The sequence below is a fragment of the Yinghuangia soli genome (assembly GCF_021502675.1).
Taxonomy (GTDB): Bacteria; Actinomycetota; Actinomycetes; order Streptomycetales; family Streptomycetaceae; genus Yinghuangia; species Yinghuangia soli.
Genome location: NZ_JAKFHA010000002.1, coordinates 515,692 through 541,993, shown reverse-complemented (window position 1 = coordinate 541,993; position 26,302 = coordinate 515,692). Strand labels below are relative to the sequence as shown.

31 protein-coding genes are annotated in these 26,302 nt (G+C 73.0%); 11 read left to right on the top strand and 20 right to left on the bottom strand.

Annotated features, from left to right (window positions below):
• The first annotated feature begins 45 nt into the window (after positions 1–45).
• Positions 46–501 (top strand): PPOX class F420-dependent oxidoreductase, encoded by a 456-nt coding sequence (locus LZ495_RS06690; RefSeq protein WP_235051027.1) that lies wholly within the window; start codon positions 46–48, stop codon positions 499–501.
• A gap of 403 nt (positions 502–904) precedes the next feature.
• On the opposite strand, the gene LZ495_RS06680 is transcribed toward LZ495_RS06690, so the two are convergent.
• The 7 genes from LZ495_RS06680 to LZ495_RS06650 all read right to left on the bottom strand — a co-directional run bounded on the left by LZ495_RS06680 (position 905) and on the right by LZ495_RS06650 (position 7,784).
• Positions 905–2,086 carry a TQO small subunit DoxD gene (locus LZ495_RS06680; protein ID WP_235051026.1) on the bottom strand — a complete coding sequence of 394 codons (1,182 nt, stop codon included), beginning with the start codon at positions 2,084–2,086 and terminating at the stop codon, positions 905–907.
• A 398-nt stretch (positions 2,087–2,484) separates the two neighbouring features.
• A complete protein-coding gene (rlmB, locus tag LZ495_RS06675; RefSeq protein ID WP_235051025.1) occupies positions 2,485–3,453 on the bottom strand; it encodes a 23S rRNA (guanosine(2251)-2'-O)-methyltransferase RlmB in 969 nt (322 codons plus the stop codon).
• 181 nt (positions 3,454–3,634) lie between these two features.
• Positions 3,635–5,044, bottom strand: coding sequence for a cysteine--tRNA ligase (cysS, locus tag LZ495_RS06670; protein WP_235051024.1), 1,410 nt, complete (start codon positions 5,042–5,044; stop codon positions 3,635–3,637).
• A gap of 42 nt (positions 5,045–5,086) precedes the next feature.
• On the bottom strand, positions 5,087–5,479 hold the full coding sequence (locus tag LZ495_RS06665; RefSeq protein WP_235051023.1) for a PPOX class F420-dependent oxidoreductase: 393 nt from the start codon (positions 5,477–5,479) through the stop codon (positions 5,087–5,089).
• Positions 5,480–5,543: 64 nt separating this feature from the next.
• The gene (gene ispF, locus LZ495_RS06660) at positions 5,544–6,059 is read right to left on the bottom strand and encodes a 2-C-methyl-D-erythritol 2,4-cyclodiphosphate synthase (RefSeq protein WP_235051022.1); all 516 of its coding nucleotides are present in this window, start codon (positions 6,057–6,059) and stop codon (positions 5,544–5,546) included.
• A complete protein-coding gene (ispD, locus tag LZ495_RS06655; protein ID WP_235051021.1) occupies positions 6,052–6,795 on the bottom strand; it encodes a 2-C-methyl-D-erythritol 4-phosphate cytidylyltransferase in 744 nt (247 codons plus the stop codon). Before ispD ends, ispF begins: the two co-directional genes overlap by 8 nt.
• A 506-nt stretch (positions 6,796–7,301) precedes the next feature.
• Positions 7,302–7,784: a CarD family transcriptional regulator gene (locus LZ495_RS06650; protein ID WP_231779029.1), complete on the bottom strand. Its 483-nt coding sequence runs from the start codon at positions 7,782–7,784 to the stop codon at positions 7,302–7,304.
• 440 nt (positions 7,785–8,224) lie between these two features.
• Between LZ495_RS06650 and LZ495_RS06645 the strand changes: the two genes are divergently transcribed.
• A complete protein-coding gene (locus LZ495_RS06645) occupies positions 8,225–8,938 on the top strand; it encodes a hypothetical protein (protein WP_235051020.1) in 714 nt (237 codons plus the stop codon).
• 100 nt (positions 8,939–9,038) lie between these two features.
• Here the strand turns inward: LZ495_RS06645 and LZ495_RS06640 are convergent, their stop codons facing one another.
• Complete coding sequence (locus LZ495_RS06640) at positions 9,039–9,719, bottom strand: response regulator (protein ID WP_235051019.1); 681 nt, start codon at positions 9,717–9,719, stop codon at positions 9,039–9,041.
• Positions 9,716–10,966, bottom strand: coding sequence for a sensor histidine kinase (locus LZ495_RS06635; protein ID WP_235051018.1), 1,251 nt, complete (start codon positions 10,964–10,966; stop codon positions 9,716–9,718). The genes LZ495_RS06640 and LZ495_RS06635 overlap by 4 nt, the downstream gene beginning before the upstream one ends.
• A gap of 239 nt (positions 10,967–11,205) precedes the next feature.
• Between LZ495_RS06635 and LZ495_RS06630 the strand changes: the two genes are divergently transcribed.
• A complete protein-coding gene (locus LZ495_RS06630; RefSeq protein WP_235051017.1) occupies positions 11,206–11,385 on the top strand; it encodes a hypothetical protein in 180 nt (59 codons plus the stop codon).
• A 148-nt stretch (positions 11,386–11,533) separates the two neighbouring features.
• Here the strand turns inward: LZ495_RS06630 and LZ495_RS06625 are convergent, their stop codons facing one another.
• From LZ495_RS06625 to mshA, 3 genes are all read right to left on the bottom strand, one after another.
• A complete protein-coding gene (locus LZ495_RS06625) occupies positions 11,534–12,292 on the bottom strand; it encodes a phosphoglyceromutase (protein ID WP_235051016.1) in 759 nt (252 codons plus the stop codon).
• A 22-nt stretch (positions 12,293–12,314) separates the two neighbouring features.
• On the bottom strand, positions 12,315–12,884 hold the full coding sequence (locus LZ495_RS06620; RefSeq protein WP_235051015.1) for a type III secretion system chaperone family protein: 570 nt from the start codon (positions 12,882–12,884) through the stop codon (positions 12,315–12,317).
• Positions 12,885–12,983: 99 nt separating this feature from the next.
• On the bottom strand, positions 12,984–14,324 hold the full coding sequence (mshA, locus tag LZ495_RS06615; protein ID WP_372498529.1) for a D-inositol-3-phosphate glycosyltransferase: 1,341 nt from the start codon (positions 14,322–14,324) through the stop codon (positions 12,984–12,986).
• Positions 14,325–14,617: 293 nt separating this feature from the next.
• Between mshA and LZ495_RS06610 the strand changes: the two genes are divergently transcribed.
• Positions 14,618–15,493 (top strand): class I SAM-dependent methyltransferase, encoded by an 876-nt coding sequence (locus LZ495_RS06610; protein ID WP_235051014.1) that lies wholly within the window; start codon positions 14,618–14,620, stop codon positions 15,491–15,493.
• 310 nt (positions 15,494–15,803) lie between these two features.
• Positions 15,804–17,291: a C40 family peptidase gene (locus LZ495_RS06605; protein ID WP_235051013.1), complete on the top strand. Its 1,488-nt coding sequence runs from the start codon at positions 15,804–15,806 to the stop codon at positions 17,289–17,291.
• A gap of 82 nt (positions 17,292–17,373) precedes the next feature.
• Here the strand turns inward: LZ495_RS06605 and LZ495_RS06600 are convergent, their stop codons facing one another.
• The 3 genes from LZ495_RS06600 to LZ495_RS06590 form a co-directional block, all read right to left on the bottom strand.
• Positions 17,374–17,721, bottom strand: a complete 348-nt coding sequence (locus LZ495_RS06600) for a DUF2516 family protein (RefSeq protein ID WP_235051012.1) — start codon at positions 17,719–17,721, stop codon at positions 17,374–17,376.
• Between the two features lie 139 nt (positions 17,722–17,860).
• Positions 17,861–18,478 carry a hypothetical protein gene (locus tag LZ495_RS06595; protein WP_235051011.1) on the bottom strand — a complete coding sequence of 206 codons (618 nt, stop codon included), beginning with the start codon at positions 18,476–18,478 and terminating at the stop codon, positions 17,861–17,863.
• Positions 18,479–18,487: 9 nt separating this feature from the next.
• Positions 18,488–18,943: a helix-turn-helix domain-containing protein gene (locus LZ495_RS06590; RefSeq protein WP_235051010.1), complete on the bottom strand. Its 456-nt coding sequence runs from the start codon at positions 18,941–18,943 to the stop codon at positions 18,488–18,490.
• A gap of 142 nt (positions 18,944–19,085) precedes the next feature.
• Between LZ495_RS06590 and LZ495_RS06585 the strand changes: the two genes are divergently transcribed.
• Both LZ495_RS06585 and LZ495_RS06580 read left to right on the top strand, forming a co-directional pair.
• The gene (locus LZ495_RS06585) at positions 19,086–19,682 is read left to right on the top strand and encodes a hypothetical protein (RefSeq protein WP_235051009.1); all 597 of its coding nucleotides are present in this window, start codon (positions 19,086–19,088) and stop codon (positions 19,680–19,682) included.
• A 28-nt stretch (positions 19,683–19,710) separates the two neighbouring features.
• Entirely contained in the window at positions 19,711–20,325 is a 615-nt protein-coding gene (locus LZ495_RS06580; RefSeq protein ID WP_235051008.1) for a nucleotidyltransferase family protein, read from the top strand.
• Here LZ495_RS06580 and LZ495_RS06575 read toward each other — a convergent pair.
• A complete protein-coding gene (locus LZ495_RS06575) occupies positions 20,307–20,708 on the bottom strand; it encodes a nuclear transport factor 2 family protein (RefSeq protein WP_235051007.1) in 402 nt (133 codons plus the stop codon). The two genes, LZ495_RS06580 and LZ495_RS06575, sit on opposite strands and share 19 nt — an antisense overlap.
• Before the next feature lie 123 nt (positions 20,709–20,831).
• Here LZ495_RS06575 and LZ495_RS06570 point away from each other — a divergent pair, with 123 nt between their 5' ends.
• From LZ495_RS06570 to LZ495_RS06560, 3 genes are read left to right on the top strand one after another with little or no spacing between them, the layout of a single operon-like run.
• Positions 20,832–21,626, top strand: coding sequence for a helix-turn-helix domain-containing protein (locus LZ495_RS06570; protein ID WP_308267674.1), 795 nt, complete (start codon positions 20,832–20,834; stop codon positions 21,624–21,626).
• A gap of 36 nt (positions 21,627–21,662) precedes the next feature.
• Complete coding sequence (locus LZ495_RS06565; protein WP_235051005.1) at positions 21,663–22,154, top strand: tetratricopeptide repeat protein; 492 nt, start codon at positions 21,663–21,665, stop codon at positions 22,152–22,154.
• Positions 22,155–22,201: 47 nt separating this feature from the next.
• Positions 22,202–22,615 carry a winged helix-turn-helix transcriptional regulator gene (locus tag LZ495_RS06560; RefSeq protein WP_235051004.1) on the top strand — a complete coding sequence of 138 codons (414 nt, stop codon included), beginning with the start codon at positions 22,202–22,204 and terminating at the stop codon, positions 22,613–22,615.
• Here LZ495_RS06560 and LZ495_RS06555 read toward each other — a convergent pair.
• Positions 22,612–23,607: an asparaginase gene (locus LZ495_RS06555; protein WP_235051003.1), complete on the bottom strand. Its 996-nt coding sequence runs from the start codon at positions 23,605–23,607 to the stop codon at positions 22,612–22,614. The genes LZ495_RS06560 and LZ495_RS06555 overlap by 4 nt on opposite strands.
• A gap of 81 nt (positions 23,608–23,688) precedes the next feature.
• Entirely contained in the window at positions 23,689–24,390 is a 702-nt protein-coding gene (locus LZ495_RS06550; RefSeq protein WP_235051002.1) for an RsiG family protein, read from the bottom strand.
• 109 nt (positions 24,391–24,499) lie between these two features.
• On the opposite strand from LZ495_RS06550, the gene dtd reads away from it, so the two are divergent.
• Positions 24,500–24,925, top strand: coding sequence for a D-aminoacyl-tRNA deacylase (gene dtd / locus LZ495_RS06545; protein ID WP_235051001.1), 426 nt, complete (start codon positions 24,500–24,502; stop codon positions 24,923–24,925).
• Between the two features lie 27 nt (positions 24,926–24,952).
• Here dtd and LZ495_RS06540 read toward each other — a convergent pair whose 3' ends face one another.
• Both LZ495_RS06540 and ygfZ read right to left on the bottom strand, forming a co-directional pair.
• Positions 24,953–25,147: a tail-anchor membrane protein gene (locus LZ495_RS06540; RefSeq protein WP_235051000.1), complete on the bottom strand. Its 195-nt coding sequence runs from the start codon at positions 25,145–25,147 to the stop codon at positions 24,953–24,955.
• Between the two features lie 159 nt (positions 25,148–25,306).
• Positions 25,307–26,269 carry a CAF17-like 4Fe-4S cluster assembly/insertion protein YgfZ gene (gene ygfZ, locus LZ495_RS06535; RefSeq protein ID WP_235050999.1) on the bottom strand — a complete coding sequence of 321 codons (963 nt, stop codon included), beginning with the start codon at positions 26,267–26,269 and terminating at the stop codon, positions 25,307–25,309.
• Positions 26,270–26,302 lie beyond the last annotated feature (33 nt).

The following is a 26,302-nucleotide window of genomic DNA, read 5'->3' as shown; positions in this document are numbered from 1 at the left end:
CGCGTGTCCGACCTGCGGCGCGACGGCGTGCGGCAGACTCGGGGCATGCAGCGGATGACCCCCGACGAGATCCTGGCCTTCCTCAAGGAAGGCCCCCGCACCGGAAAACTGGCGACGGTCCGGCCCGACGGACGGCCGCACGTCGCGCCGATCTGGTTCGACGTGGACGAGTCGGACCCCGGCGACGGCAGCGGCATCGCCGCCGAGTTGGTCTTCAACACCGCGGAGACCTCGGTCAAGGGGCGCAACCTGCGCAACGACCCCCGGGTGAGCCTGTGCGTCGACGACGACCGGCCGCCGTTCAGCTACGTGGTCGTCGAGGGCGAGGCCCGGCTGATCGACGACCCGGCCGAGCTCAAGCTCTGGGCCACCCGCATCGGCGGCCGCTACATGGGCGCGGACCGCGCCGAGCAGTACGGCGAACGCAACGGCGTGCCCGGCGAGTTGCTGGTCCGGGTGGCCATCCGCCACGTGGTCGCGCACAAGGGCGTCGCGGACTGACCGGGGCCGGCCCGCGGCACCCAGTACCACCCGGAACCGCGCAGACCCGGTACGCCCCGGACATGCCGCCGCGGGGGGCCCCCCGCGGCGGGCCCCCCCCCGGGGCCCCCCCGCGCCCCCCGGGTCCGCCCGGGACTGGCCGCGGCGGGGGCCCCCGGCGGGGGCCGCCGCGGCGCTTCCCCGGTCGGCCACCCGGCCCGGACCTTCCCGATCCCGGCCGGAGCCGACCCCTGCTTCCCCCGTTGCCCTCCTGGTGCCCTGCGGTCCCCGTCGTCCCCCGACAGTTGCCCAGTGCCCCCGGTGGTGCTTGTGCGTACTCGATCGGTCGCGCTTGTTCCGATGGATCCGGCGGCCCGCCCCTGCGGGGATCAGCCGCCCGGCCGGACATCCTCCGCGTCCCCGATCACCCCCCCAGCAGTCCGCCGAGCGGCGTGCCGCCGATCGTGCCGCCCGCGTTCGCCGGCTTCGCGGCGGACGGCTTGGGCTGCGAAGCGGACGCGGCGGGCGCGTTGTTGCCGGCCGTCGTGGCGGCCGGGCGACGGGTGGCCGGGGTCTCCCCCGGAGCCTTGGCGCCGGTGGTCTTCGGGGCCGCCGACGGCGTCCCCGTACCGGCCTTGCCGGCACTCGCGGACGGCGACGGCACCGCCGGCGCACTCGGCGCGGCCGGGGCCGGGGCCGCGCCCGGGGCCTGCGGCGCGGGCGCGCCGGACGGCGGACCGGTCACCGTGGTCTCCGCCTCGCCCGGCCCGGTCACCGTGGTGTCCGGCGCGGTCGGGTGCCCGAAGAGCGCTCCGGCCAGCAGCGTCAGACCCACGCCCGAGCCCGCGATGATCGAGCCGTAGCCCAGCTTGCGGCGCCGGGCGCGCACCGGAAGGGTCAGCGGCCCGCGCCAGTTGCGCAGCGACAGCCAGCAGTCCACCGAGTACATCGGCGCCCCGGCCAGGGCCAGCGGGCTCCACGCGGCCAGGAACACCACATACGCCGCGTGGTACGGCGACGAACTGGTGCCCACCGCGATCAGCACGCCCAGCGACAGCAGCATGCCGACCATGCCCATGGCCCGCGTCCACAGCCCGAGCAGCGCGCCGACGCCGACAACCACCTGCCCGAACGCGAACAGCAGGCCCACCGAGATCGCGTGCTGCGCAGCCAGGTCGAGGACCGGCGGGAACAAGCTGCCGTCGTGCAGCACGTCGATGCGGTGCGCGAACGAGTCGGCGGCGTCCGGGTCGAGGAACGCCGGGTCGTACAGCTTGCGCAGCCCCTCCAGCAGGAACGCCGCACCCAGGAAGATGCGCAGCGGCAGCAGGAACATGCCGGGCTGCAGCGGCCCGCCCTTGACCGGCGCCGCCGGCGCCTGCTTCGCCGCAGCGGGGCGCGCCGAAGTGCGGGCGCCGGCCCGGGCACTGGTCCGGGACGCGGGCCGCACCGGCCGCTCGCGCACCCGCGGCAGCGCGGTGGTGGGCGGATCCGCACCCGGGTCGACGCGCGGCAGCTCCGCGGTGACCTCGGCCGGATCCGCACGGAACGCACCGCGCTGACCTGGTACTTGGGGTTCGCGAGCGGTCGGGGGCGGCCCGATCACCACCCGAAGGCTGCGCGTGCCGGCGGACACCGCCGCAGGGCCGGCCGGGTCCCGGACCAGGGTCGGAACCGTGCCGAAGTCCGCGGGGCCCCCACCGGTCAACCGGTCCTGATCACGCTGGCCCCTGGAAGGGCCTTCAGATCTGGTCTCCACGCATCACTAACCGCCGATCGGCCCACGAGGATGCGGCCACGCGCGGATCTATCTTCGATCCCCGGCAGCCGCCGACACCCGCGCAACCCCCGAAACGCCGCAAGGAATCACCCGAAGGAGACCGCGGATTCCCCCGCCCAGAGCCCGGAGACGGGAGAGCGCCCGAGGTCGTCGACCCCGGGCGCTCCCCTGCGGAAATGTCCGGCTGCGCGGCCGCCCGCACAACCGGCTGCGCAGCCGACCGGTCAGCCGCGGCGCTGCCGCGCCACCTCGTACATCACGATGCCGGCCGCGACGCCGGCGTTGAGGGACTCGTTCCCGGCCGTCATCGGGATCGCGACCGTCTGGTCGCAGGTCTCGGTGATCAGCCGCGACAGGCCCTTGCCCTCCGAGCCCAGGACGACGACCAGCGGCTCGGTGGCGGTGGCCAGCTCGCCCAGCTCCACACCGCCGTCGGCGGCCAGGCCGACCACGAACAGGCCCTGCTTCTGGTACGACTCCAGCACCTGCCGCAGGTTCGAGGCCCGCGCCACCGGCACGCGCGCCGCGGCACCCGCGGAGGTCTTCCACGCGCCCGCGGTCATGCCCGCGGCCCGGCGCTCCGGCACGACCACGCCGTGCGCGCCGAAGGCCGCCGCCGAGCGGATCACGGCACCCAGGTTGCGCGGGTCGGTGACGCCGTCCAGCACCATGATGAGCGGCACTTCGCCGTCTTCGTGGGCGGCCTCGACCAGGTCGTCCGGGTGGGCGTACTCGTACGGCGGGATCTGCATCGCGAGGCCCTGGTGGTTGCCGCCCTCGGCGAGCCGGTCCAGCTCGGGGCGCGGCGCCTCCAGCAGCGGGATGCCGGTCTCGTTGGCCAGCTTCAGCGCCTCGCGCACCCGGTCGTCCGAGTCGATGTACTGCGCCACGTAGAGCGCGGTCGCCGGGATGCCGGCGCGCAGCGCCTCGACCACCGAGTTGCGGCCGTACACCAGCTCCGCGGTGCCCTTGCCGCCGCGGCCGCGGGCGACCCCGGCACGGCCGCCGGTCTTCGCGGCGCGCTTGGCCGCGGCGTTCGCGGCGCGCTGCTTGGCGTGCCCCTTGCGCATCTCGGCCGGCGGCGTCGGGCCCTTGCCGCGCAGCGCGCGGCGGCTGTGCCCGCCGGTCCCGACCTGGGGCCCCTTCTTGCTCCCCGGGTTGCGCTTGTTGCGGCGCTGGCTGTTGCCGGCCATGTGGTGACGTCCCTTCGGTGTTCTCGTCTCGCACGTACAACCGTACGGCCGGGCAGGCTGCCCGGCCGCATGAGACGGTCGTCCGCGAACCGCCCGCGGGCGGCGACTGTGGTCGATCGGTGGTGCTCTGCTGGTGTGCTGCTGCGGGACCCGCGGAAATCCGCGGGCTCCGCCCCCCGGGCTACTGCCCGTTCTTCTCCAGCGTCCAGCGCGGGCCCTGCGGAGTGTCCTCCACCGCGACCCCCGCCTCGGCGAGCTGGTTGCGCACCGCGTCGGCGGCGGCGTAGTCCTTGCGGCCGCGGGCCGCCTGGCGCTGGTCGAGGGCCAGGTGCACGAGCGAGTCCACGACGTGCCGCAGGTCCTCGCTGCGGTCGTGCCCGGTGCCGGACGCCCAGGGCTCGGCGGCCGGGTCGAGACCCAGCACCCCGAGCATCGCGCGGAGCGCGCCCAGGTGGGCGGCCACCGCGTCCTTGTCGCCCGCGGCCAGCGCGGTGTTGCCCTCGCGCACGGTGTTGTGCACGACGGCCATCGCCTGCGGCACGCCCAGGTCGTCGTCCATCGCGGCGGCGAACTCGGCGGGCACCGCGGCATCCGGCTCGACGGCGCCGGTGAGCTCGGCGGCCCGCTCCAGGAAGCCCTCGATGCGGCCGAACGACGTCGCCGCCTCCTGCAGCGCCTCGGGGCTGTACTCGATCATCGAACGGTAGTGCGGCGAGGCCAAGTAGTAGCGCAGCACGATCGGCGGCCAGCGCTTGACCATCTCGGAGACCAGCACCGAGTTGCCGAGCGACTTGCTCATCTTCTCGCCGCTCATGGTGACCCAGGCGTTGTGCATCCAGTAGTTGGCGAAGCCGTCGCCGGCCGCCTTCGACTGCGCGATCTCGTTCTCGTGGTGCGGGAACACCAGGTCGAGGCCGCCGCCGTGGATGTCGAAGCGCTCGCCGAGGTAGCGGTGCGCCATCGCGGAGCACTCCAGGTGCCAGCCGGGACGGCCGCGTCCCCACGGCGTGTCCCAGGACGGCTCGCCCGGCTTGGCGGCCTTCCACAGGGCGAAGTCGCGCACGTCGCGCTTCGCCCCGACACCCGCATCGCCCTGGTCGCGCATGCCGTCCAGGCGCTGCCCGCTGAGCGCGCCGTACTCCGGATACGAGTGCACGTCGAAGTAGACGTCGCCGTCCGACGGGTACGCGTGGCCCGTGGTGATGAGCCGCTGCATCAGCTCGATCATCTCCGGCACGTGCCCGGTGGCGCGCGGCTCGACGGTCGGCGGCAGGCAGCCGAGCGCGTCGTAGGCGGCGTTGAAGGCCCGCTCGTTCGGATAGCCGATACGCCACCACGGCACGCCGGCCTCGGCCGCCTTGCTGATGATCTTGTCGTCGATGTCCGTGACGTTGCGGCAGAACACGACGTCGTTGCCCTGGTACGCAAGCCAGCGCCGCAGCACGTCGAAGTTCAACCCGGAACGGATATGACCGATGTGCGGCGGCGCCTGAACAGTGGCACCGCACAGGTAGATCGTGACGGTGCCCTCGACGAGCGGCACGAAGTCGCGGACCGTGCGGGTGCTGGTGTCGTATAGGCGCATGCTCACCCTGCGAGTTTACGGGGTGTCAGCGCGGGGAAGCCCCCGGTTTCAGCTGTGGCTGACGATCCGGTCCGGGGTGATGCGCACCAGGACCCGCACGTTCGCCGGATCGCCCTCCTCGTGCGGCACGCCGTCGTACCGGTGCGACAGCTCCTGGATCAGCTCCGCCCCGCCCTCGTCCTCGAGGGTCGCGGTGCCCCTGACCTCGACGTACCGGTACGGGTCCTCCTTGGGGTACACCAGCACCGTCACGCGCGGGTCGGCCAGGATGTTCTTGTGCTTCCGGCGGCCCTTGACCGTCGACACGACGAGGTCGTCCCCGTCCGTCTTCAGCCAGACGACGGACAGCTGCGGACGCCCGTCCGGCTGCACCGTGGCCATCGTCGCGAAATTCGGCGCATCGATCATCGCGCGTGCCGCATCGGAGAGCTTGTCCGCCATCGCCGTCCTCTTCCGTGGTCGCAAAGCCGCAGGGTCACCTGTGCCCTGCAGCCGCAACAGACGGTCAGGCGGCAGGCATTCCCGCCCGCACCACCAAAGCGGTGGCGATCGCGGCCAGTCCCTCGGCCCGGCCGGTCAGCCCCAGCCCGTCGGTCGTCGTCGCGGACACCGACACCGGCGCGCCGGCCGCCTCGGACAGCGTCTTCTCCGCCTCGGCGCGACGCGGTCCGATCTTGGGCCGCACCCCGATCACCTGCACCGCGACGTTGCCGATCTCGAACCCGGCGGCGCGCACGAGCCGGGCCGCCTCGGCCAGCAGCACCACCCCGGCGGCCCCCGACCACTCGGGCCGCGACGTGCCGAAGTGCGCACCCAGGTCGCCGATCCCGGCCGCGGAGAACAGCGCATCGCACGCGGCGTGCGCCGCGACGTCGCCGTCCGAATGCCCGGCCAGCCCGGTCTCGCCCGGCCAGTGCAACCCGGCGACCCACAGGTCGCGGCCCTCCTCGAACGGGTGGACGTCCACCCCGATGCCGGTACGCGGCAGCGCGACCGCCGGGCTCGCAACGTGCTCAGACAAGATCCGCTCCCGGGGAACCAGAGGAAAGTGCGCGGCGCCGGTTCAGCAGCGCCTCGGCGAGCAGCAGGTCGAACGGCCGGGTGACCTTGAAGGCCTCCTCCGAGCCGGGCACCACCGTGACCGGCTCGCCCATGCGCTCGACCATGCCCGCGTCGTCGGTCGTGTCGCCGCCCGGCGCGGCGGCGGCGTGCGCCGCGGCCAGCACCGCGCGGCGGAATCCCTGCGGCGTCTGCACGGCCCGCAGCGCGGCCCGGTCGACGGTCCGCACCACAAGCTCGGCACCGCCGTCCGCGGCGACCTCCTTGACGGTGTCGACCACGGGCAGCGCCGGGACCACCGCCCCGGCACCGGCCTCCACGGCGGCCACCACGGCCTCGACCACCTCGACCGGGACGAACGGGCGGGCCGCGTCGTGCACGAGCACCACCGGGCAGTCTGCGTCGACCGCGGCCAAGCCGTCGAGCGCACGGCTCACCGACTCCTGGCGCGTCGCACCGCCGGCCACCACCGTCACGGGTGCGTCCGCACCCAACTCGCGGGCCAGCAGCGCCCGGACGTCCGCGACCCCGTCCGGCGGCGCGGCGACCACCGCGGCCCCCACCGAGGGCGCGGCCAGCACCGCACGCAGCGCATGCACCAGCATCGGCACCTCGCCGAGCTCGCGCAGCGCCTTGGGCAGCCCGCCGCCCAGGCGCAGCCCGAGGCCGGCCGCGGGCACGAGGACAGCAGCTCTCACCGGTGATCCCTCACGACGTCGGGCACGGACAACGGTCCGAAGGTACCGGGACGCAACGGGGTGTACGCCCGCGGCCACCGGGGAAGGTCACCGGCGAACCATGTTTCGCCGCCCGGCACCCCGGGCCCGGGACACAGGTACCCCGCAGGCCCGCGCGCCGGGCCGGCGGTCCGTGGACAGCAAAAAGGCGCGCCTTTCGGCGCGCCGCAGGACACCCGCAGCAGTGCGTGCGCACATGCCGAGGGTGCCGCAGGCCCCGCGGCAATGCCGCGAGGGTCCGCCGCCGCGCGCGCCGAGTCGGAACCCGGCGCGCGCCGACGGACCGGGCCGCGTGAGCCCGGGAGACGGCCGCAACCCACCCGCCGACGGACATCGGCGGGTCGAACGGTCGCCAGACCGGTACAGACGGAGCCTGCGGTTCACCCGTTCGCAGGAAAATTCCTACGAACCCCGGAGGCGCGAAAAGCGCTCCCGGAGAGGGCTCCGTTCCGCCCGGTGCTACGCGGTCAGGAGGCCAGAACCTCGTCGAGGATCGCCTCGGCCTTGTCTTCATTGGTGTTCTCGGCGAGCGCCAGCTCGCTCACCAGGATCTGCCGAGCCTTCGCGAGCATCCGCTTCTCGCCGGCCGACAGGCCGCGGTCACGCTCCCGGCGCCAAAGGTCGCGCACGACCTCGGCAACCTTGATAACGTCACCGGAAGCGAGCTTCTCCAGGTTCGCCTTGTAGCGTCGCGACCAGTTCGTCGGCTCCTCGGTGTGCGGAGCCCGCAGCACCTCGAAGACGCGATCGAGGCCGTCCTGGCCCACCACGTCGCGCACACCGACGAACTCCGCGTTGTCAGCGGGGACTCGTACCGTGAGGTCGCCCTGGGCTACCTTCAGCACCAGGTAGATCTTGTCCTCGCCCTTGATGGTGCGAGTCTCGATCGCCTCGATGAGCGCGGCCCCGTGATGGGGGTAGACCACCGTGTCGCCAACCTTGAACGTCATGTGACAGGTACCCCTTCCGTGGCTTTCTAGGGTAACACGGGTCACGCTGCGCCTGAATGGCGTTTCCGCAGGTCAGGGCCTTAGTCAGGGCTTGACAATGGCCACGCGGACATGCATGCGCCGTCCCGTGGAACAGTCCTGGGTGATCCATAAACCGGACAAATCGGTCAACTTATGCCTGTCTCCATTCGAACACGGGATCGACTATCGGCCTGGCCGGACACACTCTCCCGACCTATCTGTTTTTGGACAGCAACGGCCGAGCTCGGAAGGGGCCTCGGAGGAGGCCTGGTCAGGAGACGGGAAGGGCCGGTATTTCGCTCCTTCTGATGAGGGTTCAGAGCCGCGTACAAGTCGCGGATCAGGCCTGGATAGGCTGTCGCCGGTCCCTTTGACCGGGGCCGCCGATCCTGCCGAGGACCCAAGGAGATTCAGCCGCCGTGAGCCGCAGCAGCCGCAGCATTCGACGGGGTGCCGTCGCCGCCACCCTCGCCCTCGCGCTGGCCCCTCTCGCGGCGTGCTCCAGCGGCACGGACGCCGCGACCGGCGACCTGAAGCCGGACACCGCCAACACCCAGCTCGGCACCATCAAGGTGCAGAACCTGACGCTGGTCACCGGCGACGAGGGCTCCGGACTCCTCGCGCTGGGCGCCGCGTTCGTCAACGAGGGCGGGCAGCCCGAGACGCTGACCAAGGTGACCGTCGAGGGCGCGTCCGGTCCGGCCGAGCTCAAGAGCTCCGCGGGCACCGGCCCGATCACCATCCCGGCCGGCGGCGCGGTCTACCTGGCCGGCGGCGAGAAGCCCAAGGAGTCGGTGGTCTTCAAGAACGCCGGGGGCGTCAAGGTCGGCGACTACGCGCGCGTCACGCTGACCTTCGGCACCGTCGGCGAGACCACCCTCGGCGTCTCCGTGCACGCTCCCGAGGACTACTTCGAGCAGCTGAAGCCGGTCGCCCCGACGAGCGCCGCGCCCAGCTCCCCGGCCGCGAGCCCCTCGGCGAGCGCCACCAGCACCGCCACCGGTGCCCCGGGCACCCCGACCGGCGGGCCGAGCTCGGGTGCCGCGACCACCGGCACCCCGGCGGGCGCGCCGGCCACCGGCAGTACCGCGACCTCGGCGACGACGCGTCCGACCGGCACGCCGGCCGGCTGAGCGCTCGCTCCGCGGAACTCGTACAACGGCGAAGGCCCGCCCCCGGGAAACCGGGGGCGGGCCTTCGCCGTTGCCGTGCAGCCGTGCGGCGGGCCGCCGATCAGGGCTCGAACTTGTAGCCCAGGCCTCGGACGGTGACCAGGTAGCGGGGCGCCCCGGGGTCGGGCTCGATCTTGGCGCGCAGCCGCTTCACGTGGACGTCGAGCGTCTTGGTGTCGCCGACGTACCCGGCGCCCCACACGCGGTCGATGAGCTGCATGCGGGTCAGCACGCGGCCCGCGTTGCGCAGCAGCAGCTCCAGCAGGTCGAACTCCTTGAGCGGGAGCTCGACCTTGACGCCGTCCACGGTGACGCGGTGCCGGTCGACGTCCATGCGCACCGGGCCGGCCTCCAGCGCGGTCGGCTCGACCTCGGCGGGCTCGCCCTGGCGGCGCAGCACCGCGCGGATGCGGGCCACCAGCTCGCGCGAGGAGAAGGGCTTGGTGACGTAGTCGTCCGCGCCGATCTCCAGGCCGACGACCTTGTCGACCTCACTGTCCTTGGCGGTCACCATGATGACCGGCACGTTGGACTTGGCGCGCAGCCGGCGGCACACCTCGGTGCCGGGCAGCCCCGGCAGCATCAGGTCGAGCAGCACGAGGTCGGCACCGCCCTGGTCGAACTGTTCGAGCGCATCGGGCCCGGTGACCGCGACGGCGACCTCGAACCCCTCCTTGCGCAGCAGGAACGCCAGCGGGTCGCTGAAGGACTCTTCGTCCTCGACGACGAGCACTCGGGTCATCCCGAACCCTCCCGGGAGTTGTACGACGGGGCCAGATCACTCGATCCGGAAGGCGCGGACGGTGCGCCGGGCCGCGTCACGGTGGACGCCGCGTCGAGGGCATGGTGCCCTCGTTCGTCGGCGGGCAGAAGGGGCAGCACGAGGGTGAAGGTGGTGCCCACGCCCTCGAGGCTGCGGACGGTGACCTCGCCCCCGTGTCCGGCCACGATGTGTTTCACGATGGACAGCCCGAGACCGGTTCCCCCGGTCGCCCGGGAGCGCGCCGGGTCGACCCGGTAGAAGCGCTCGAAGATCCGGTCCAGGTCCCGGTGCGGGATGCCGATGCCCTGGTCGGACACCGCGATGACGGCCTTGCGGCCGGTGACGCGCACGTCGATGTCGACGCGGGTCCGCTCCGGGCTGTAGTTGACGGCGTTCTCGACCAGGTTGCCGAGCGCCATGACGAGCTGGTTGTGGTCGCCGGGGATCACCAGGCCCGGGTCGCCGCCGACCGCGAGGGTGATCTGCTTGTTCTGCGCGACCTGGCGGCAGCGGTCGACCGCCTCGGCGACCAGTTCGTCGACCGGCACCGGGGCGATGTCCTGCAGCGGGTGGTCGTTCTGCACGCGCGACAGGTCGATGAGCTCCTGCACGAGGTTGGTCAGGCGCGCGGACTCGACCTGCATGCGGCCGGAGAAGCGGCGTACCGCCTCGGGGTCGTCGCTGGCGTCCAGGACCGCCTCGGCGAGCAGCGACAGGGCGCCCACCGGGGTCTTGAGCTCGTGGCTGACGTTGGCCACGAAGTCGCGGCGCACCGCGTCCACGCGGCGGGCCTCGGTGCGGTCCTCGACCAGCAGCAGGACCAGGCGCGAGCCCAGCGGGGCCACGCGCGCGGAGACCTCCAGCTCCTGGCCGTCGCGGCGGGCGAGCAGCAGGTCGCGCTGCCTTATCTCGCCGTCCCGCCGGGTCTCCCGGGCCATCCGCAGGAGTTCCTCGGGCACCAGTTGGTCGCCGCGGACCAGGCCGAACGTGTAGGCGGCCGAGCTGGCCTTGACCACCGCGTCGCGCTCGTCGAGCACCACCGCGGAGGACCGCAGGACGGACAGCACGATGGCCACGCCGGGCGGCAGCACCGGGCCGGCCGCGGGGCCGGCCGGAGCTCCGGCGACCTGCGAGCGCTCGCTCCAGCGGAACGCCAAGGTCCCGGCTACACCCACGCCCAAACCGCACACGGCGGCGAAGGCCGCCGCGGCCACGTTCACGTCCACAGAACCCAGGGTAAAGCTGCCCCGAACGGGTGAACCCACTCCGGACGCCGTCGACCGGATGACTTCATCGACTGTTCACCGCTCGGCCGTATCGGGTTCAGCCCGAGCAGATGTGGCAAGACGCGCATTTTGCAGGCTTCTGCCCGTTGACGGGCGGATGCGTTGTGGGTTGACTCGAATACGGACCGTGCCGGGGCGCCAGAAATTCCGCATGGTCCAGACAGGTGAACGGAGGTCTCATGCCCGATCCGCACACCCCGCGCCAGACCGAAGCACGCACCCTGATCGAGATCACCCCGGTCCGCTCGGCGGCCGGCCGACCCGCGTCGGCGCCGACACCGGGGTGCAGCTGCCCCTCGACCTGCGGCTGCGGCTGCAAGTCCGGCTCGTCCTGCAACTGCGGCGGCGGCTGCGGCTGACGCCGCGGCTGGGCCAAGGCACGAAAAGGGGCGCCCACCCCTTCCGTGACGGGCGCCCCTTTTCGGTGCGGTCTTGCGGTGTCGCCGTACTGCTGTGCTGCCGCAGTGCAGTGCTGCGGTGTCGCCGTGCCGCGGTCGTGCGGTGCGGCTACTTGCGGCCCTGGTTCTTGACCGCCTCGATGGCCGCCGCGGCGGCCTCCGGGTCGAGGTAGCGGCCGCCCGGGGTGACCGGGCGCAGGTCGGCGTCCAGCTCGTACAGGAGCGGGATGCCGGTGGGGATGTTCAGGCCCGCGATGGCGTCGTCGGAGATGCCGTCGAGGTGCTTGACCAGCGCGCGCAGCGAGTTGCCGTGCGCCGCGACGAGCGTGGTGCGGCCGGCCTGCAGGTCCGGCACGATCGCGTCGTACCAGTACGGCAGCATGCGCTCGACGACGTCCTTGAGGCACTCGGTGCGCGGGCGGATCTCGTCCGGCAGCCCGGCGTACGCGGCGTCGTTCACCTGCGAGTACTCGTCGTCGTCGGCCAGCGGCGGCGGCGGGGTGTCGTACGAGCGGCGCCACAGCATGAACTGCTCCTCGCCGAACTCGGCGAGCGTGGCGGCCTTGTCCTTGCCCTGCAGGGCGCCGTAGTGGCGCTCGTTGAGGCGCCACGAGCGGCGCACCGGGATCCAGTTGCGGTCCGCGGAGTCGAGGGCGAGCTGCGCGGTGCGGATCGCGCGGCGCTGCAGCGACGTGTGCAGCACGTCGGGGAGCACGTCGGCGTCGATCAGCAGCTGACCGCCGCGCGCGGCCTCCGTCTCGCCGGTCTCGGTGAGGTCGACGTCGACCCACCCGGTGAAGAGACCCTTGCGGTTCCAGTCGCTCTCACCGTGGCGGAGGAGCACGAGCTTGTATGCGGTGTCGGCCATGCGCCCGAGCGTAATGGAGGCGTCAGGCCCCGCCGGACGGGGCCTCCGGGCTCGGCGGCGGGCCGCCGGCCGGGTCCGGTGCGGCGCCCGCGCTGCCGCCGCGGGCGATGAGGTGCGTGAACGCGTCCAGATTGCGGGTCGATTCGCCCCGCTCGGTGCGCCACTCCCACTCGCGGAGGATCGAGGTGGCGAACCCGAGTTCGAGCAACGTGTTGAAGCTCTCGTCGGAGGTCTCCAGGACCACGCCGAGCAGCCGGTCGATCTCGTCCGGGGTGATGGCGTGCAGCGGGAGGCGGCCGGTCAGGTAGACGTCGCCCAGCTTGTCGAGCGAGAACGCCACGCCGTACATGCGGACGTTGCGGGTCAGCAGCCAGCGGTAGAAGGCCTCGTGGTTCTCGTCGGGGCGGCGCACGACGAACGCGGTGACGGTCAGCGAATGCCGGCCGACCCGGAGCGCGCAGGTCGTCTTGAGCTTGCGCGTGCCGGGCAGCGTCACGACGAACGTGTCGTCGGCGGGCCGCTCCCAGGTGACCTCGGCGTCGTCGAGGGCGCGCCGGATGGTCTCGGCGGCCTCCGCCCGGGTCTGCTCCACGGTGCACCTCGTGCTGGTCGGGGACGGGACGTCGGCGGCTCCGCGAGGGAACCGGGCCGCCGTTCCCGGGCTTTCGGGCCCGGCGGCGACTCCTCCACGCTAGCGGGCGGCCAGGCTCCGGACCGGGCCGCCGGCCGCGCCGGCGACGGTCTGCGCGTACACGTCGGCCATCGAGGCGGCGGCCGCGGCCCAGCCGAAGTTGGCGGCGTGCCGCACCGCGCCGTCGGCGTACTGGTCGCGCAGCTGCGGCGAGCGGAGCAGGCGGCCGATGGCCTCCGCGTAGTCGACCGGGTCGTGGCCGGCCACGAGGATGCCGGACACGCCGTCGCGGACCGCGGTGGGCAGGCCGCCGACCGCGGCTGCGACGACGGGGGTCCCGCAGGCCTGGGCCTCGATGGCGACCAGGCCGAAGGACTCGTTGTAGGACGGCACCACGGCCACGGTCGCGGCGCGGTACCAGTCGGCGAGCACGTCCTGCGGGACGGGCCGGCGGAAGCGCACGACGTCCTGCACGCCGAGCGAGGCGGCCAGCTTGTGCAGGTGCTCGGGCTCGGCAAGGCCGGTACCGCTGGGGCCGCCGACCACCGCGACGACGAGGTTCTCGCGCAGCGACGGCTGGGCGCGCAGCAGGTGCGCGGTGGCGTGCAGCAGGATGTCCGGCGCCTTGAGCGGCTGGATGCGGCCGGCGAACAGGATCACCGCGGCGTCCTCGGGCAGGCCGACGCGGCGGCGGGCCGCGGCGATGTCGCCGGGCCGGAAGGTGTCCAGGTCGACGCCCGGGTTGACGACCGCGACCTGGTCGGGGGCGGCGTCGTACAGGCCGACAAGCTGGTCGGCCTCCTCGGCGGTGTTCGCGACGAGGCGGTCCGCGGCCTCCACGACCTGGCTCTCGCCGATCACCCGGGCGGACGGCTCGGGGTTGTCGTCGGCGGCCAGCGAGGCGTTCTTGACCTTCGCCATGGTGTGCATGGTGTGCACGAGAGGCACTCCCCAGCGCTCCTTGGCCAGCCAGCCGACCTGGCCGGAGAGCCAGTAGTGGGAGTGCACGAGGTCGTAGTAGCCCGGCTCGCGCATCGCCTCGGTGCGCAGCACGCCCGAGGTGAACGCGCACAGCTGCGCGGGCAGGTCCTCCTTGGAGAGGCCCTCGAAGGGGCCTGCGGTCACGTGCCGGACCAGGACGCCCGGGGCCATCTCGACGACCGGCGGCAGGTCGCGGCCGGTGGCGCGGGTGAATATCTCCACCTCGACCCCCAACGCGGCCAGGCGCTTCGACATCTCCACGATGTACACGTTCATGCCGCCCGCATCGCCCGTGCCGGGCTGGTGCAGCGGAGACGTGTGGACGCTCAGCGTCGCGATCCGGCGCGGCGCCCCCCGACGGCCGGCCAGGGTGTGCTTGCGCGCCCCGGACACCGCCGCTCGCGGCACGTGATTGCTCACGCGAAACCTCCTACTAGACCTGCTGGACCTGGCTGAGCTGCCTGCGGCAGGCACGACACGGACGCCCGGCCATCGGCTATGGCGGGCGCGGTTCGGCCCCGGTTTCCCTCCCCGGCGGTTGTCGTTAATTCGCACGACAACACCCCCAGTCAAGTGATAACCGATCGACGACCCCCGAGGATTCCCGACCAGAATGTGAGACGGACAGGTCACAGAACGCGTACGCATCAACACAGTTGGTCATGGTGCTCGCGCCGATGGGCGGCAGGACGGGCCTGCCTACACTCGTGGGCATGGGCGAGCGCGGTGTGCAGGCGGCGTACCGCGATGCGGGCGGTACGCGTGGTGCACAGGTTGCCCGGGGTGCGCACGGCTCCCGCGGCAAGCCGACCGGGGTCATCACCCGCGGGACCACCAACGCCAACCGGCTGCGCCGCATCGACCGCTGGGTGGCCGCCGAGCATGCCGCCCTGCTGCGGTCCGCCGCGGACCCGCTCGTCGTGGACCTGGGCTACGGCGCGTCTCCGGTGACCACGGTCGAGTTCTGGCGGCGGCTGCGTACCGTGCGGCCGGACGTCGAGATGCTCGGCATCGAGATCGACCCCGAGCGGGTGGCCGCCGCACTCCCCTTCGCCGGCGACGGCCTCGCTTTCGTCCGCGGCGGCTTCGAGGTGCCGTTGCCGGGCGCGCGCCGGCCCGTGGTGATCCGGGCGTTCAACGTGCTGCGCCAGTACGGAGAGGACGAGGTCGCCCGCGCCTGGGCGGCGATGTGCGGGCGGCTCGCGCCCGGCGGCCTGCTGGTCGAGGGGACCTGCGACGAACTGGGGCGGCTGGCCGCGTGGGTGGCGGTCGGTGCGGACGCCCGGCCGCGCACGCTCACCCTTGCCGCCCGGCTGGCCACCCTCGGCCGGCCGTCCGACCTCGCCGAGCGGCTGCCCAAGGCGCTCATCCACCGCAATGTGCCGGGCGAGCCGGTGCATGCCTTCCTGACTGCCTTCGACCGGGCGTGGGACACGTACGCACCGCTGGCCCCGCTCGGCGCCCGGCAGCGCTGGGCCGCGGCGGTCGGCGCGCTGGCCGCGGACTGGCCGGTGCGGACGTCGCCGCGGCGGGCCCGGGGCGGGGAGGTCACGCTCGACTGGGCCGCCGTCGCCCCACTCGACACGTGACAGCAGTCCAGGTTATCTGACGGTCCGTCACATCAATGTGCCACCGGACTCGGGGGTAACCCGCAAATCGGGCCCCGCAAGGCTTCTGACGCCTCGTCGGTTCATCCGGGTTTCACCGGGTTGACCCCCTAAAGTGTCCGGACGATCACGAAAACTCCTCTGCCCTTCGCCGCCGGAACATGCAAGGATCCGTCGCTGGAACCGGTTCTCAAGAGCCACCTCCGTCCTCTTGAGAGCCGGTTCCCACCGCATACGGAGCCCTTCACGGGACGCGGAGCAAGCGCAGCCGACCGATCGGAAGGGTCAGCGCATGGCGATTTTCGGGGGCGGGACCGGCCGTTGGGCCCGCGCTGCCACCACGTGCGGAGCGGCCTTGCTGTGCGCCGCGCTGTTCGTCGGCCAAGCCGGCGCCGCACCCGACCCGCTGGCGCCGCCGCAGGCACCCCCGTTCAACCTGGCGGCCGTGCAGACCGAGCTGCAGAGCCTGTACCGGCAGGCCGAACAGGCCACCGAGCGCTACAACGCCACCAACGAACGCCGCGCCACGCAGCAGGTCAAGGTCAACGACGTACGCGCCGGCATCGTGTGGACCCAGCAGCAGATAGCCCAGCAGAAGGACGAGATCGGCCGCATCGCGCGCCTGCAGTACACCACGCGCGGCGTCGACCCCCTGCTGTCCCTGATGATGTCCGCGGACCCCGCCGAATTCCTGCAGCAGGCACCGACGTTCGCCCGCATCGAGCAGGCGCAGGCGGACACCATCCAGCGCCAGAAGCAGGCCGAGCAGCAGCTCAAGAACATGCAGAAGGCGGAGGACGCGCAGCTCGCCGAGAACCGCCGGCTGGAGACCGAGTCCGAGAAGGCGCGGACCGACATCGTCAACAAGGTCTCCGAGGCCGAGGCCCTCATCGCCACGCTGACCCCCGAACAGCTCGTCGAACTCGAGGCGCTGGAAGCCCAGGTCGCCGAGGCCGGACAGGCCCAGCTGCAGGCGCACGGCGTCCTCGGCCGGCCCGACCAGCTGACCACCACGGCCGCCCAGCAGGCCATCAACTTCGCGCTCACCAAGATCGGACTGCCGTACATCTGGGGCGGCGTCGGACCGGCGGGCTACGACTGCTCCGGCCTCACCTCGAAGGCCTGGCTGGCCGCCGGGGTCCGCATCCCGCGCACCTCGCAGGAGCAGTGGGCGCGCCTGCCGCGCGTCCCCACCGCCGACATGCGGCCCGGCGACCTGATCGTCTACTACGCCGACGCCAGCCACATCTCGATGTACCTCGGCAACGGCCTGATGGTGCACGCCCCGCGGCCCGGCCGGAACATCACCATCGCGCAGGCCGGCTCCATGCCGATCCTCGGCGTCGTCCGGCCGGACGGCGGCGCGGGCGTCGTGCAGGCACCTCCGGTGCCCGAGCTGCCCAAGCGGCCGACCCCGCCGACCACGCCGCCCACGACCACCCCGCCGGGCACCACGCCGCCGGCGACCACCCCGGGCGGCGGGACCACCACCCCCGGCGGCGGCACCACCACGCCGGGCGGCGGGACCACGACTCCGGGTGGCGGCACGACCACCCCGGGCGGCGGGACCACCACTCCCGGGGGCGGCACCACGACTCCCGGCGGCGGGACGACCACGCCCGGCGGGTCCACTCCCCCGCCGACCTCGACCGGCCCGACGCCGACCGACCCGGAGACCGGGACCGGCACGCCGCCGGACAACACGAGCACGCCGCCGCCCTCCGGCAGCAACACCCCGGAGACCACGAACCAGACGGCGACGTCGACCGGTCCCAGCTGAGGGCCGGCGCACCAGGACGGCAAAAGGCCGGACCACCCTCGGGGGGTGGCCCGGCCTTTTGCGCTGTCCAGGGGGCGGCGTGTCACCAGGGGCCGTACGGCCCCATGTTCCCGCCGCCGCGGCGGCCGTTGCCGACCTGCTTGAGCGCGGGCCGCACGTCGACCATGTACACGATCGCGGCGATGAGGCCGACGATGGAGAGGATGCCGAGCAGGTTCGCGAAGAAGACGTCCCACACCGTCGCGACCGCCAGGATCGCGACCCAGAAAGCCTTCTTCTGCTTGTCGGCCGCCCGGTAGGCGTCCTCGCGGCGCGTCAGGGCGTCGACCAGGCAGAACGCCTTGAACAGCATCAACCCCATGGCCAGCAGCCACTGGATGTCGCCGAAGGCGGCCAGCAGCGCCCCGCCGGCCAGGGTCTGGTCCGCCATCGTTCCTCCTCGTCGAGCGCGCTCCGCGCGCTTGGCCCGGTGCTGCGGCATTAGCAGTCTCGCACGCAGGTGGCGGCCGCGGGACTCCTGACATCCCGCGGCCGCCACCCGGCGAAAACCCGCTCTCCGTGCCGCCGCGTCACTCCGCGGGCGGCGCGGTCTTCTTCGCGGCGCGCGGCTTCGCCGCGGCCTTCGGCTTGGTGGCGGCCGGCTTGGGCTCCGGCGCGGCGGGGGCCGGCTCGGCCACGGGGGCGGCGGCCGGGGCTTCCTTCTTCCCCAGCTTGTCCACGACCTTGTGGCCGCGCACCGCGAGGTCCTCGTACACCTCGCGCAGCTTGTCCGCGTAGTCGCCGGCCTTGCCGACCTGGGTCTCGACCTGGCCCTTGGCCTTGCCGTACTGCGTCTTGGCGAAGTCCTGCGCCTTGCCTGGCAGCGTCCCGGCGTCCTTGCCCGCGGCGGTGACCGCGGAGATCGTCGAGGTGAGCTTCTCCTGGACGTCCGACGCGGTGCTGCTCACGCGCGTGCGGATCTCCTTGGGGTCGGTCGGGATGTCGATCTTGGGCAGCTCGATCTTCGGCACCTCGAGCTTGGGCAGCTCGAGCTTGGGCACCTCGAACTTCGGCACGTCGAACTTGATGCCGGAAATGCGCTCCGGCACCGTGCGGATCTTCTCCACCGCAAGGTCGCCGGCACCGACGAACGCGTAGAACGGCGTCGCGTCGGTGAGGGTCTTCCTGATGTCCGTGGCGGTCGCCATGGTGTTTCCTCACTCCCCGGGATCGAGGCTGTCGTGAAGGTTCGGGATGGTCGCGGTCGGCACAGCGGCCGCGGAAGCCCCGTTCGGGGCCTGCCCGTCCGCCTCGGCCTCGGCCGCCGCCGCGGCGTTCTCCTTGCGGAACGCCTCGTAGATCTCCAGCAGCACGCGCTTCTGCCGCTCGTTGATGCCGGTGTCGGAGAGGATCGCGGTCTGCACCTCGCGAACCCCCTCAGGCCGTTCCTCGAGGATCCCGGCCTGCACGTACAGCGTCTCCGCGGAGATCCGCAGCGCCTTCGCGATCTGCTGGAGGATCTCCGCGCTGGGCCGGCGGAGCCCGCGCTCGATCTGGCTCAGGTACGGATTCGACACTCCGGCCGCGTCCGCCAGCTGCCGCAACGAGTACTGAGCGTTGCGGCGCTGCTCCCTGATGTATTCGCCGAGGGACCCGACGTTGAGACTGGCCATGGGTCCAGAGTGCCCGGCCGTGCTAACTATTGCAAGCAACCTGCTTGCGAGAGTTATGCAACGCTACGGACACACCTGCCCTCGGGCGGGCCTGAGGGACAGCCCTCGGCGGACCGGGCGGGTGCGCTGCGATCGTGGCCGGATGCGGATCTCCACGACCTCGTACGACTTGTTGCAGCGCAACACGTTTCGCGACCACGCGTTCGTGGCGGCGGTCGTCGTCTTCCTGGGAGCCTTCGCGGGAATCACCGGCTACGCCGGTTACTGGTTCGGGACGGTCTTCTTCGGCGCGCCGGCCGTGCTCATGACCGCGCTCTGGGTGCGGCGGCCACGGCGGCCTGTGCTGCGCGTGAACCGCATCGGGGTCACGCTCAGCCCGGGCGGGCGGCAGAAGCGCGGGCTCGGCGAGGTCATCCGATGGCGGGACATCGACGCGGTGGTGTGCTGGAAGGGCGGGAAGACACGCGACGGCTATTGGGTGGGCGTGTCGTCGCCCGCACATCGCCGACGCCACGGCCTGGGGCAATCCGCCATGATGCGCGGGCTCGACGAAGCGATCGGCATGCCGGTCATGGGCACAGTGGTCGCCTGGGCAGGCCCCGGCGAGGAAATCGCCCGGCTGCGGGCAGCGGTGGCCCAGGCCGCGCCCGATGTGCCCTTCGTGGACCCGATCGCCCTCCGCGACGCCCGAAACCCGCCGTCGGCGCCGAATCGCCGATGGTGGCGGTTCGGCCATTGAGGAAGGCCCCGGCGTGGTAGGCAGCGGGATGGCCGTTCACGAGCAGGACGAGCAAGTGGCGCAACTGCGCTCGGCGTTGGGACGCAATGGGGTGCTGCTGGAGGTGTTGCGGCGGGCGGCGGGGATGGGGCTGCCGGGGTGGTATCTGACCGCCGGATGTGTGGTCCAGACGGTGTGGAACGTCGTGACGGGGCGCGAGCCCGGGCAGGGGATCAAGGACTACGACGTCTTCTACTTCGACGGCGGCGATCTGTCGTGGGAGGCGGAGGACGCGGTGATCCGCGAGGGCCGGGAGCGGTTCGCGGGGCTCGGCGTCGAGGTGGAGCTGCGCAACGAGGCGCGGGTGCATCTCTGGTACGAGGGGAAGTTCGGGGTGCCGTGCCCGGCGTACGCGTCGGTGGAGTCGGCGATCGACAGTTTTGCGGCCACCACCTGCTGCGTGGGGGTGCGGGCGGAGCCGGACGGGCGGTGGCGGGTGTACGCGCCGCATGGGTTGGCCGATGTGTTCGGCTTGGTGGTGCGGCCCAATCCGGTGCTCGCGCCGCGGGAGGTGTACGAGGCCAAGGCAGCGCGGTGGCGTGAAGTCTGGCCGGAGCTCACGGTGCTGCCTTGGCCGGAGGCGGGTCAGGGGGACTTGGTGTAGCCGAGGGCTTCGGTGATGCGGCCGTCCTTGACCCGCATGACGTTGACGCCCAGGACGTACGACGTGTGGCCGTCGCCGAAGACCGTGTCGGCGGCGTCGGGGGTGGTGAAGACGGCCTTCCACAGGATGGTGGCGCGGTCGCCGGCGATGATCACCTCGGTGGGGGTGAAGCTGGTGTTCGGGTCGGAGGCGAGGGCCGTCCAGAAGGCGACGCAGTCGGCGCGGCCTTCGTAGCGGGTGCCTTCGGGGGCGGGCTGGACGGAGACCATCACGCAGTCGTCGGCGACGAGTTCCGGCAGGTCGGCGGGGTCGTGGTTGATGAAGACGTCGTTGAAGCGGCGCATGATCTCGGCGGTGGTGGCGGGGGTGACGGAGGTGGTCATCGGGGGCCTTTCGCGGGGCGGTCGTGGGGGACGCTGTCCGGGACGATGCTGCGCGCGGGGCGGACGGGCGGCAATTCCCTGCGGGGTATCGCGGAGGCACCGGCGGAGGGTTAGAACCGTCGGGTGAATGTCGATACGGAACGGGGCGGATTCCCCGGTGAGTTGCGGCGGCGGCGTACGGCACGGCGGGTGAGCCAGCTGGAGCTGGCGGTGCGCGCCGGGACGACGCAGCGGCATCTGAGCTTCATGGAGCGCGGGCGGTCGCGGCCCGGGCGGGCGATGGTGATCCGCATCGCCGAGTCGCTCGAACTGCCGCTGCGGGAGCGCAATTCGCTGCTGCACGCGGCCGGGTACGCGCCGGTGTACCCGGAGTCCCGACTGGAGGAACCGATGCTGCGGCCGGTGCGCGAGGCGCTCGACGGGATCCTGCAGGGGCACATGCCCTATCCGGCGATGGTGGTCCGGCCGTACGGCGAGGTCGTCGCGGCGAACGGTGCCCTGGCCGTGCTGACCGAAGGGGCGTCGCCGGAACTCCTCGCCGGGCCGGTGAACATGCTGCGGCTCATGCTGCATCCGGACGGCATGGCCAAACGCGTGGTGAACCTCGCGCAGTGGGGGCGGCACGTGACCGGCAATATGCGGGCGCACGCCGACCGCAACCCGGATCCGCGGCTGGACGCATTCATCGCGGAGCTGGAGGAGTACCTGCCGGACGAGGCGCCCGGCCCGGACCATCTGGGCTTCGCGGTCCCGCTGCGGCTGGCCCGGGCGGACGGTCCGGGCGAGCTGCGGCTGATCACCACGCTCACGTCGTTCGCCACGGCGGTCGACGTGACGCTGGCCGAGCTGCACTTGGAGGCGTTCCTGCCGGCCGACGAGGAGACCGCGGAGGCGCTGCGGGCGCGGGCCGCGCGTTGATTTGCCGGGCCGCAGGCAGCCGGGGATGCTGACGCGATGAACGAGTCTGCGGATGCCTGGGAAGCACGCGTCGCCGCTCTGTGGGACGCCTACGACGACCACGAGCCGGACGCCTTCGTGGCCGCGATGCGGGCGCTCGCCGCAGAGCGGCCCGCCGGCGACGCGGTCGCGGAGTTCGAGCTGGCCGGGGCGTACGACGCGACGGGGTACGAGGCCGAGGCCGAGGCGCACTACCGCAGCGCGCTGGGCACGGGCCTGGACTCCTCGCGGCGCCGGCAGGCCACCATCCAGCTCGCCAGCACGCTGCGCAACCTGGGCCGGGCCGCGGAGAGCGTCGCGCTGCTGCGGGCCGAGCGCGACGCCGGTTCGGACGAACTCGACGACGCGGTGGCGGGGTTCCTGGCACTGTCGCTGGTCGACAGCGGCCGCGAGCGCGAGGCGGTCGGCCTGGCGCTGAGCGTCGTCGCCAAGCACCTGCCGCAGTACCAGCGGTCCATGGCGGCGTACGCGCGGGACCTGGTGGAGTAGCCGGTTACGTCTTGTGCGTAAGGGAATGATCGGGAACCATGGACGGTATGGACGACGCCATCGCGAACCCGCCCGGGCCCTGCACCCCCGAGGCCCGGGGCGACTGCGAAGTCCGCCACATCCTCGACCGGGTGGCCGACAAGTGGTCGCTGCTCGTGATCGCCCTCCTCGACGAACGAACCCTGCGCTTCACCGAGTTGCGCCGCATGGTGGAGGGCATCAGCCAGCGCATGCTGACCGTCACGCTGCGCCAGCTGGAGCGCGACGGGCTCGTCGAACGCGTCGTGTACGCGGTCATCCCGCCGCGCGTCGACTACTCGCTCACCCCGCTCGGCAAGTCCCTGCACGAGCCCATCCGCGTACTGGTCGCCTGGACCGAGCAGCACCAGAACGAGATCGCGGCGGCCCGGGCCGCCTACGACGCGCGCGAAGCGGCGGCCGAGGGCCCGGCCACCGCCTAGAACGCCGCGCGGATGACGCCGACCGGCTGCCCGCCGCCGGTCAGCACGACCTCGGCGATCTCGTCGAGCACCGGCTCGGCCACGCCCATCCGGCGCAGCGCCGCGGCGAGGATCGGGCCCAGCGTGCGGACCGAGCCGTCGTCCACCTTGAACGCCAGCGCCCGGCCGTCCGCGAGTGCGACGCCCTGCACGGCCTCCGCGCCCATCTTGGCGATCAGCCCGGGCACCCCGCGCATCACCAGGGTGTCCACGCGGCCGGTGCCCGCGACGTACTCGGGGTGCTCGCGCATCGCGGCGGCCACGCGCCACTGCGGCGTGCCCGCGCAGGTGCCGACCATGGCACGGAACAGCCGGGCCAGGCCGGTCAGGCTGAACGCCGGGACCGGTGCGCCGCAGCCGTCCACGCCCAGGTGCGAGATGCGCTCGTCGGCCAGTTCCTCGACGGTGCGCAGGATCAGCTGCTGCAGCGGGTGCACCGGGTCGAGGTAGGTCTCGGTGTCCCAGCCGTTCGCCACGCACGCGGCCAGCCATGCGGCGTGCTTGCCGGAGCAGTTCATCACCAGGGGGTCCGGCTGCCCGCCGGAGCGCAGGTACGCCTCGCACGCGTGTTCGCCGAACGGCAGCTGCGGCGGAGTGCGCAGCGCACCGGCGTCCAGGCCCGCGCCGGCGAGGATCTTGCGTACCCCGTCCAGGTGGAAAGGTTCACCCGAATGGCTCGCCGCGGCCAGCGCCAGCAGCTCGCCGTCCAGGTCCAGACCGGCCCGCAGCGCGGCCACCGCCTGGGCCGGCTTGGTGGCCGAGCGCGCGAAGATCGGCCGCGTCGCGTCGCCGATCGAGAACGCCACCGAGCCGTCCGCCTCCAGCGCGACCAGCGCGCCGCGGTGCCATCCCTCGACGAAGCCGGAGCGGACCACCTCGGCCAGCACCGGCGAGGCGTCCGCCGCGGATATCGCAGCGGGGGACGAAGGGCCCTGGGACGACGAGGCGGTCATGGCAGCGCGCTTTCCTGGACGGGACGAGGACGGGACTCGGCGGGCGAGTGGGCCGTGCGTCGCCGCCGCTCCCGGCGCCGGTCAGCGCCCGGAGAGCAGGTCGTCGACCCTGGCCTCCCCTTCACGGTACCTGCGGGCGATCTCCGCCCCACAATGGTCGGCCTCCCGCTGCAGCTCCAGGCGCCGCGCGGAGACCTCCTGCTCGTGCCCGGTGAGGTTCTCCAGCGCGGCCCGCAGCTCCGTGTCGGAGAGCGCGGCCAGGTCGGACAACTCCACGTCGGCGAGCATGCGTTCGATACGCGGCCGGTACCGCTCGGTGCGCGGCGGATGCACGGTCACATGCCGCGCGCCGCGGGCCGGGGCCCGGCGTTCGGAGAGGATCTCGGACAGCTGCTCCATCACCGGAGCGGGCCCGCCCCCGGGGCCGTCCCCGGCCGCTGAGGGGTCCTCACGCCGGCTGAGCTCGGCCCGCAGGATGTCGATGCGGCCCTGCAGCAGGCGGCGCAGGAACGACAGGTCGCTCTCCTCGCGCTGCGCCTCGCGGCGCCGACCGCGCACCTGGTCCAGCGCGAGCGCGCGAACGGGGTCGGCATCGGCCAAGGCGTCCGGCGCGGGCCCGGGGGCGGCCGGACCGGGGCCCGCGGCCGGGGTCGCGGAGTCGGGGGCTGCGGCGGAGTCCGCGGCCTGCCCTTCGTCCGGCACTGCTGCGGACGGGTCGCGGGCGGCGTCCGGGCTTTGTGGGCCCTCCGAGTCCGGCGCGGGCGGCTTCAGCGGATCTGCCATGGCACGCATCGTGCCACGGCAGGCGGGATGACGCGTGCCGTACGGGGACGAATCGCCCCGTACGGGTCCCCCGGCTCCGCGGCGCTCCGGAGCCGGGGAGAATGGCGGCATGCGAGCAGTGGTGCAGCGGGTGTCGGAAGCGTCGGTCACGGTGGGCGGGGAGACCGTCGGCTCGATCCTCGGGCCGGGGCTGTGCGTCCTGGTCGGGGTGACCCACGACGACACCGCGGAGGACGCCAAGCGGCTGGCCGCGAAGCTGTGGAGCGTGCGCATCCTGGACGGCGAGAAGTCCTGCTCGGACCTCGGCGCCCCGCTGCTGGTGATCAGCCAGTTCACGCTCTACGGCGATGCCCGCAAGGGCCGGCGGCCCACCTGGAACGCGGCCGCGCCGGGCGAGGTCGCCGAGCCGATGGTGGCCGCGGTGGTCGCCGAACTCCGGGCGCTGGGCGCCCAGGTGGAGACCGGTGTCTTCGGTGCGGACATGAAGGTCGCGCTGGTCAACGACGGGCCGATCACGCTCGTCATCGACATCTGAGGGTCCGGGCGGCGGGCCCGGGCCGCCTCAGGGCAGGCGGCGGCGGTTGATGTTGCGGATGCGGCGGCGCTGCGACTTGTCGAGCGTGAGCCAGGCCGCCACCGGCAGCCCGACCAGCACGGCGAAGACGATCCAGGCCACCAGGCCGTCGAGGACCGTCAGCGCGATGATGCCGGCGATCACCCCGCCGGCGATGTACAAGGCGCGTTGCGAACCGGACATGACGTACCCCCTCGGGAAGGCCTGCTGATCCCATTGTCGGCCCGTGCCGCGGTGCACCACAGGGGGAAAGCCCCCGTATTCGCACCGGTGCACCGCTGCACCGCGACGTACTGGGCCGCTCGGCGGGGCGCTGCCGGGCCGGTGCCGGGCCGCCCCGGGTCAGGCCGGGACGACCACTTCCTGCGAGGCCGGCACGCCGTCGGCGGTCAGCACCGCGTCGACCGCGGTGTTGCGCTTCACCAGCGCCAGCGCGATCGTGCCCAGCTCGTGGTGCCGGGCCGCGCTGGTGACGAACCCGATCTGCCGGCCGTCCAGTTCGACCGGCGACCCGGTGGCGGGCAGCTTCTCCTCGGTGCCGTCCAGGTGCAGGAACACCAGGCGGCGCGGCGGGCGGCCGAGATTGTGCACCCGCGCGACGGTCTCCTGGCCGCGGTAGCAGCCCTTGTTGAGGTGAACCGCGGTGTCCAGCCAGCCCAGCTCGTGCACGATCGTGCGGTGGTCGGTCTCGTTGCCCACCCGCGGCCGGTACGCGGCGATCCGCAGCGCCTCGTACGCCCACATCCCGGCCGGGTCGGCGTGGTCGGCACCGAACTGCGCAAGGCGCTCGCGGGGCAGGAACAGCTCGCGGCCGTCGGCCGCGACGCGCGCGAGGACGTCGGCATACGCATCCCCGGCCGGCCGCGGCTCGGCGACCGGCTCGAAGACCACGGCATACGCCTCGGTCAGGTCCTCGACCTCGACGCGCAGCAGGAAGCGCATGCGGTCCAGGAAGGCGACCAGTGCGGGAGCGGTGCCCGGCTCGACGTGCGCCCACAGGGCCTCGCCGTCGTCCACCACGTACAGCGCGTGCTCGATGTGGCCGTTCGGGCTCAGCACCAGCGTGACGGTGGCCTCGCCCGGCTTGAGGTCGGTGAGGTGCTGCGTGGTGAGCGAGTGCAGCCAGGACAGCCGGTCCGGCCCGGACACGCGGACCACGCCGCGGTTCGAGAGGTCGACGAAGCCCCGGCCCTCGGCAAGGCGGCGTTGTTCGCGCAGCGGGTCGCCGTAGTGCGCGGCGACGCCTTGGTCCGGCGCCTCGGCGGCGACGGCGCCGGGCAGGGAGAGCAGAGGACTGGTGGCCATGGCGTCCAGCTTAGGCACCGCCGCGCAGGAACG

What these genes read in the sequence shown, in the direction of transcription:
- LZ495_RS06690 (WP_235051027.1), top strand. Translation starts at nt 46, where the DNA reads ATGCAGCGGATGACCCCCGACGAGATCCTGGCCTTCCTCAAGGAAGGC.
- rlmB (WP_235051025.1), bottom strand. Translation starts at nt 3,453, where the DNA reads ATGGCCGGCAACAGCCAGCGCCGCAACAAGCGCAACCCGGGGAGCAAG.
- LZ495_RS06665 (WP_235051023.1), bottom strand. Translation starts at nt 5,479, where the DNA reads ATGGCGGACAAGCTCTCCGATGCGGCACGCGCGATGATCGATGCGCCG.
- LZ495_RS06650 (WP_231779029.1), bottom strand. Translation starts at nt 7,784, where the DNA reads ATGACGTTCAAGGTTGGCGACACGGTGGTCTACCCCCATCACGGGGCC.
- LZ495_RS06640 (WP_235051019.1), bottom strand. Translation starts at nt 9,719, where the DNA reads ATGACCCGAGTGCTCGTCGTCGAGGACGAAGAGTCCTTCAGCGACCCG.
- LZ495_RS06630 (WP_235051017.1), top strand. Translation starts at nt 11,206, where the DNA reads ATGCCCGATCCGCACACCCCGCGCCAGACCGAAGCACGCACCCTGATC.
- LZ495_RS06625 (WP_235051016.1), bottom strand. Translation starts at nt 12,292, where the DNA reads ATGGCCGACACCGCATACAAGCTCGTGCTCCTCCGCCACGGTGAGAGC.
- LZ495_RS06610 (WP_235051014.1), top strand. Translation starts at nt 14,618, where the DNA reads ATGGGCGAGCGCGGTGTGCAGGCGGCGTACCGCGATGCGGGCGGTACG.
- LZ495_RS06605 (WP_235051013.1), top strand. Translation starts at nt 15,804, where the DNA reads ATGGCGATTTTCGGGGGCGGGACCGGCCGTTGGGCCCGCGCTGCCACC.
- LZ495_RS06600 (WP_235051012.1), bottom strand. Translation starts at nt 17,721, where the DNA reads ATGGCGGACCAGACCCTGGCCGGCGGGGCGCTGCTGGCCGCCTTCGGC.
- LZ495_RS06595 (WP_235051011.1), bottom strand. Translation starts at nt 18,478, where the DNA reads ATGGCGACCGCCACGGACATCAGGAAGACCCTCACCGACGCGACGCCG.
- LZ495_RS06590 (WP_235051010.1), bottom strand. Translation starts at nt 18,943, where the DNA reads ATGGCCAGTCTCAACGTCGGGTCCCTCGGCGAATACATCAGGGAGCAG.
- LZ495_RS06585 (WP_235051009.1), top strand. Translation starts at nt 19,086, where the DNA reads ATGCGGATCTCCACGACCTCGTACGACTTGTTGCAGCGCAACACGTTT.
- LZ495_RS06580 (WP_235051008.1), top strand. Translation starts at nt 19,711, where the DNA reads ATGGCCGTTCACGAGCAGGACGAGCAAGTGGCGCAACTGCGCTCGGCG.
- LZ495_RS06575 (WP_235051007.1), bottom strand. Translation starts at nt 20,708, where the DNA reads ATGACCACCTCCGTCACCCCCGCCACCACCGCCGAGATCATGCGCCGC.
- LZ495_RS06565 (WP_235051005.1), top strand. Translation starts at nt 21,663, where the DNA reads ATGAACGAGTCTGCGGATGCCTGGGAAGCACGCGTCGCCGCTCTGTGG.
- LZ495_RS06560 (WP_235051004.1), top strand. Translation starts at nt 22,202, where the DNA reads ATGGACGACGCCATCGCGAACCCGCCCGGGCCCTGCACCCCCGAGGCC.
- LZ495_RS06555 (WP_235051003.1), bottom strand. Translation starts at nt 23,607, where the DNA reads ATGACCGCCTCGTCGTCCCAGGGCCCTTCGTCCCCCGCTGCGATATCC.
- LZ495_RS06550 (WP_235051002.1), bottom strand. Translation starts at nt 24,390, where the DNA reads ATGGCAGATCCGCTGAAGCCGCCCGCGCCGGACTCGGAGGGCCCACAA.
- dtd (WP_235051001.1), top strand. Translation starts at nt 24,500, where the DNA reads ATGCGAGCAGTGGTGCAGCGGGTGTCGGAAGCGTCGGTCACGGTGGGC.
- LZ495_RS06540 (WP_235051000.1), bottom strand. Translation starts at nt 25,147, where the DNA reads ATGTCCGGTTCGCAACGCGCCTTGTACATCGCCGGCGGGGTGATCGCC.
- ygfZ (WP_235050999.1), bottom strand. Translation starts at nt 26,269, where the DNA reads ATGGCCACCAGTCCTCTGCTCTCCCTGCCCGGCGCCGTCGCCGCCGAG.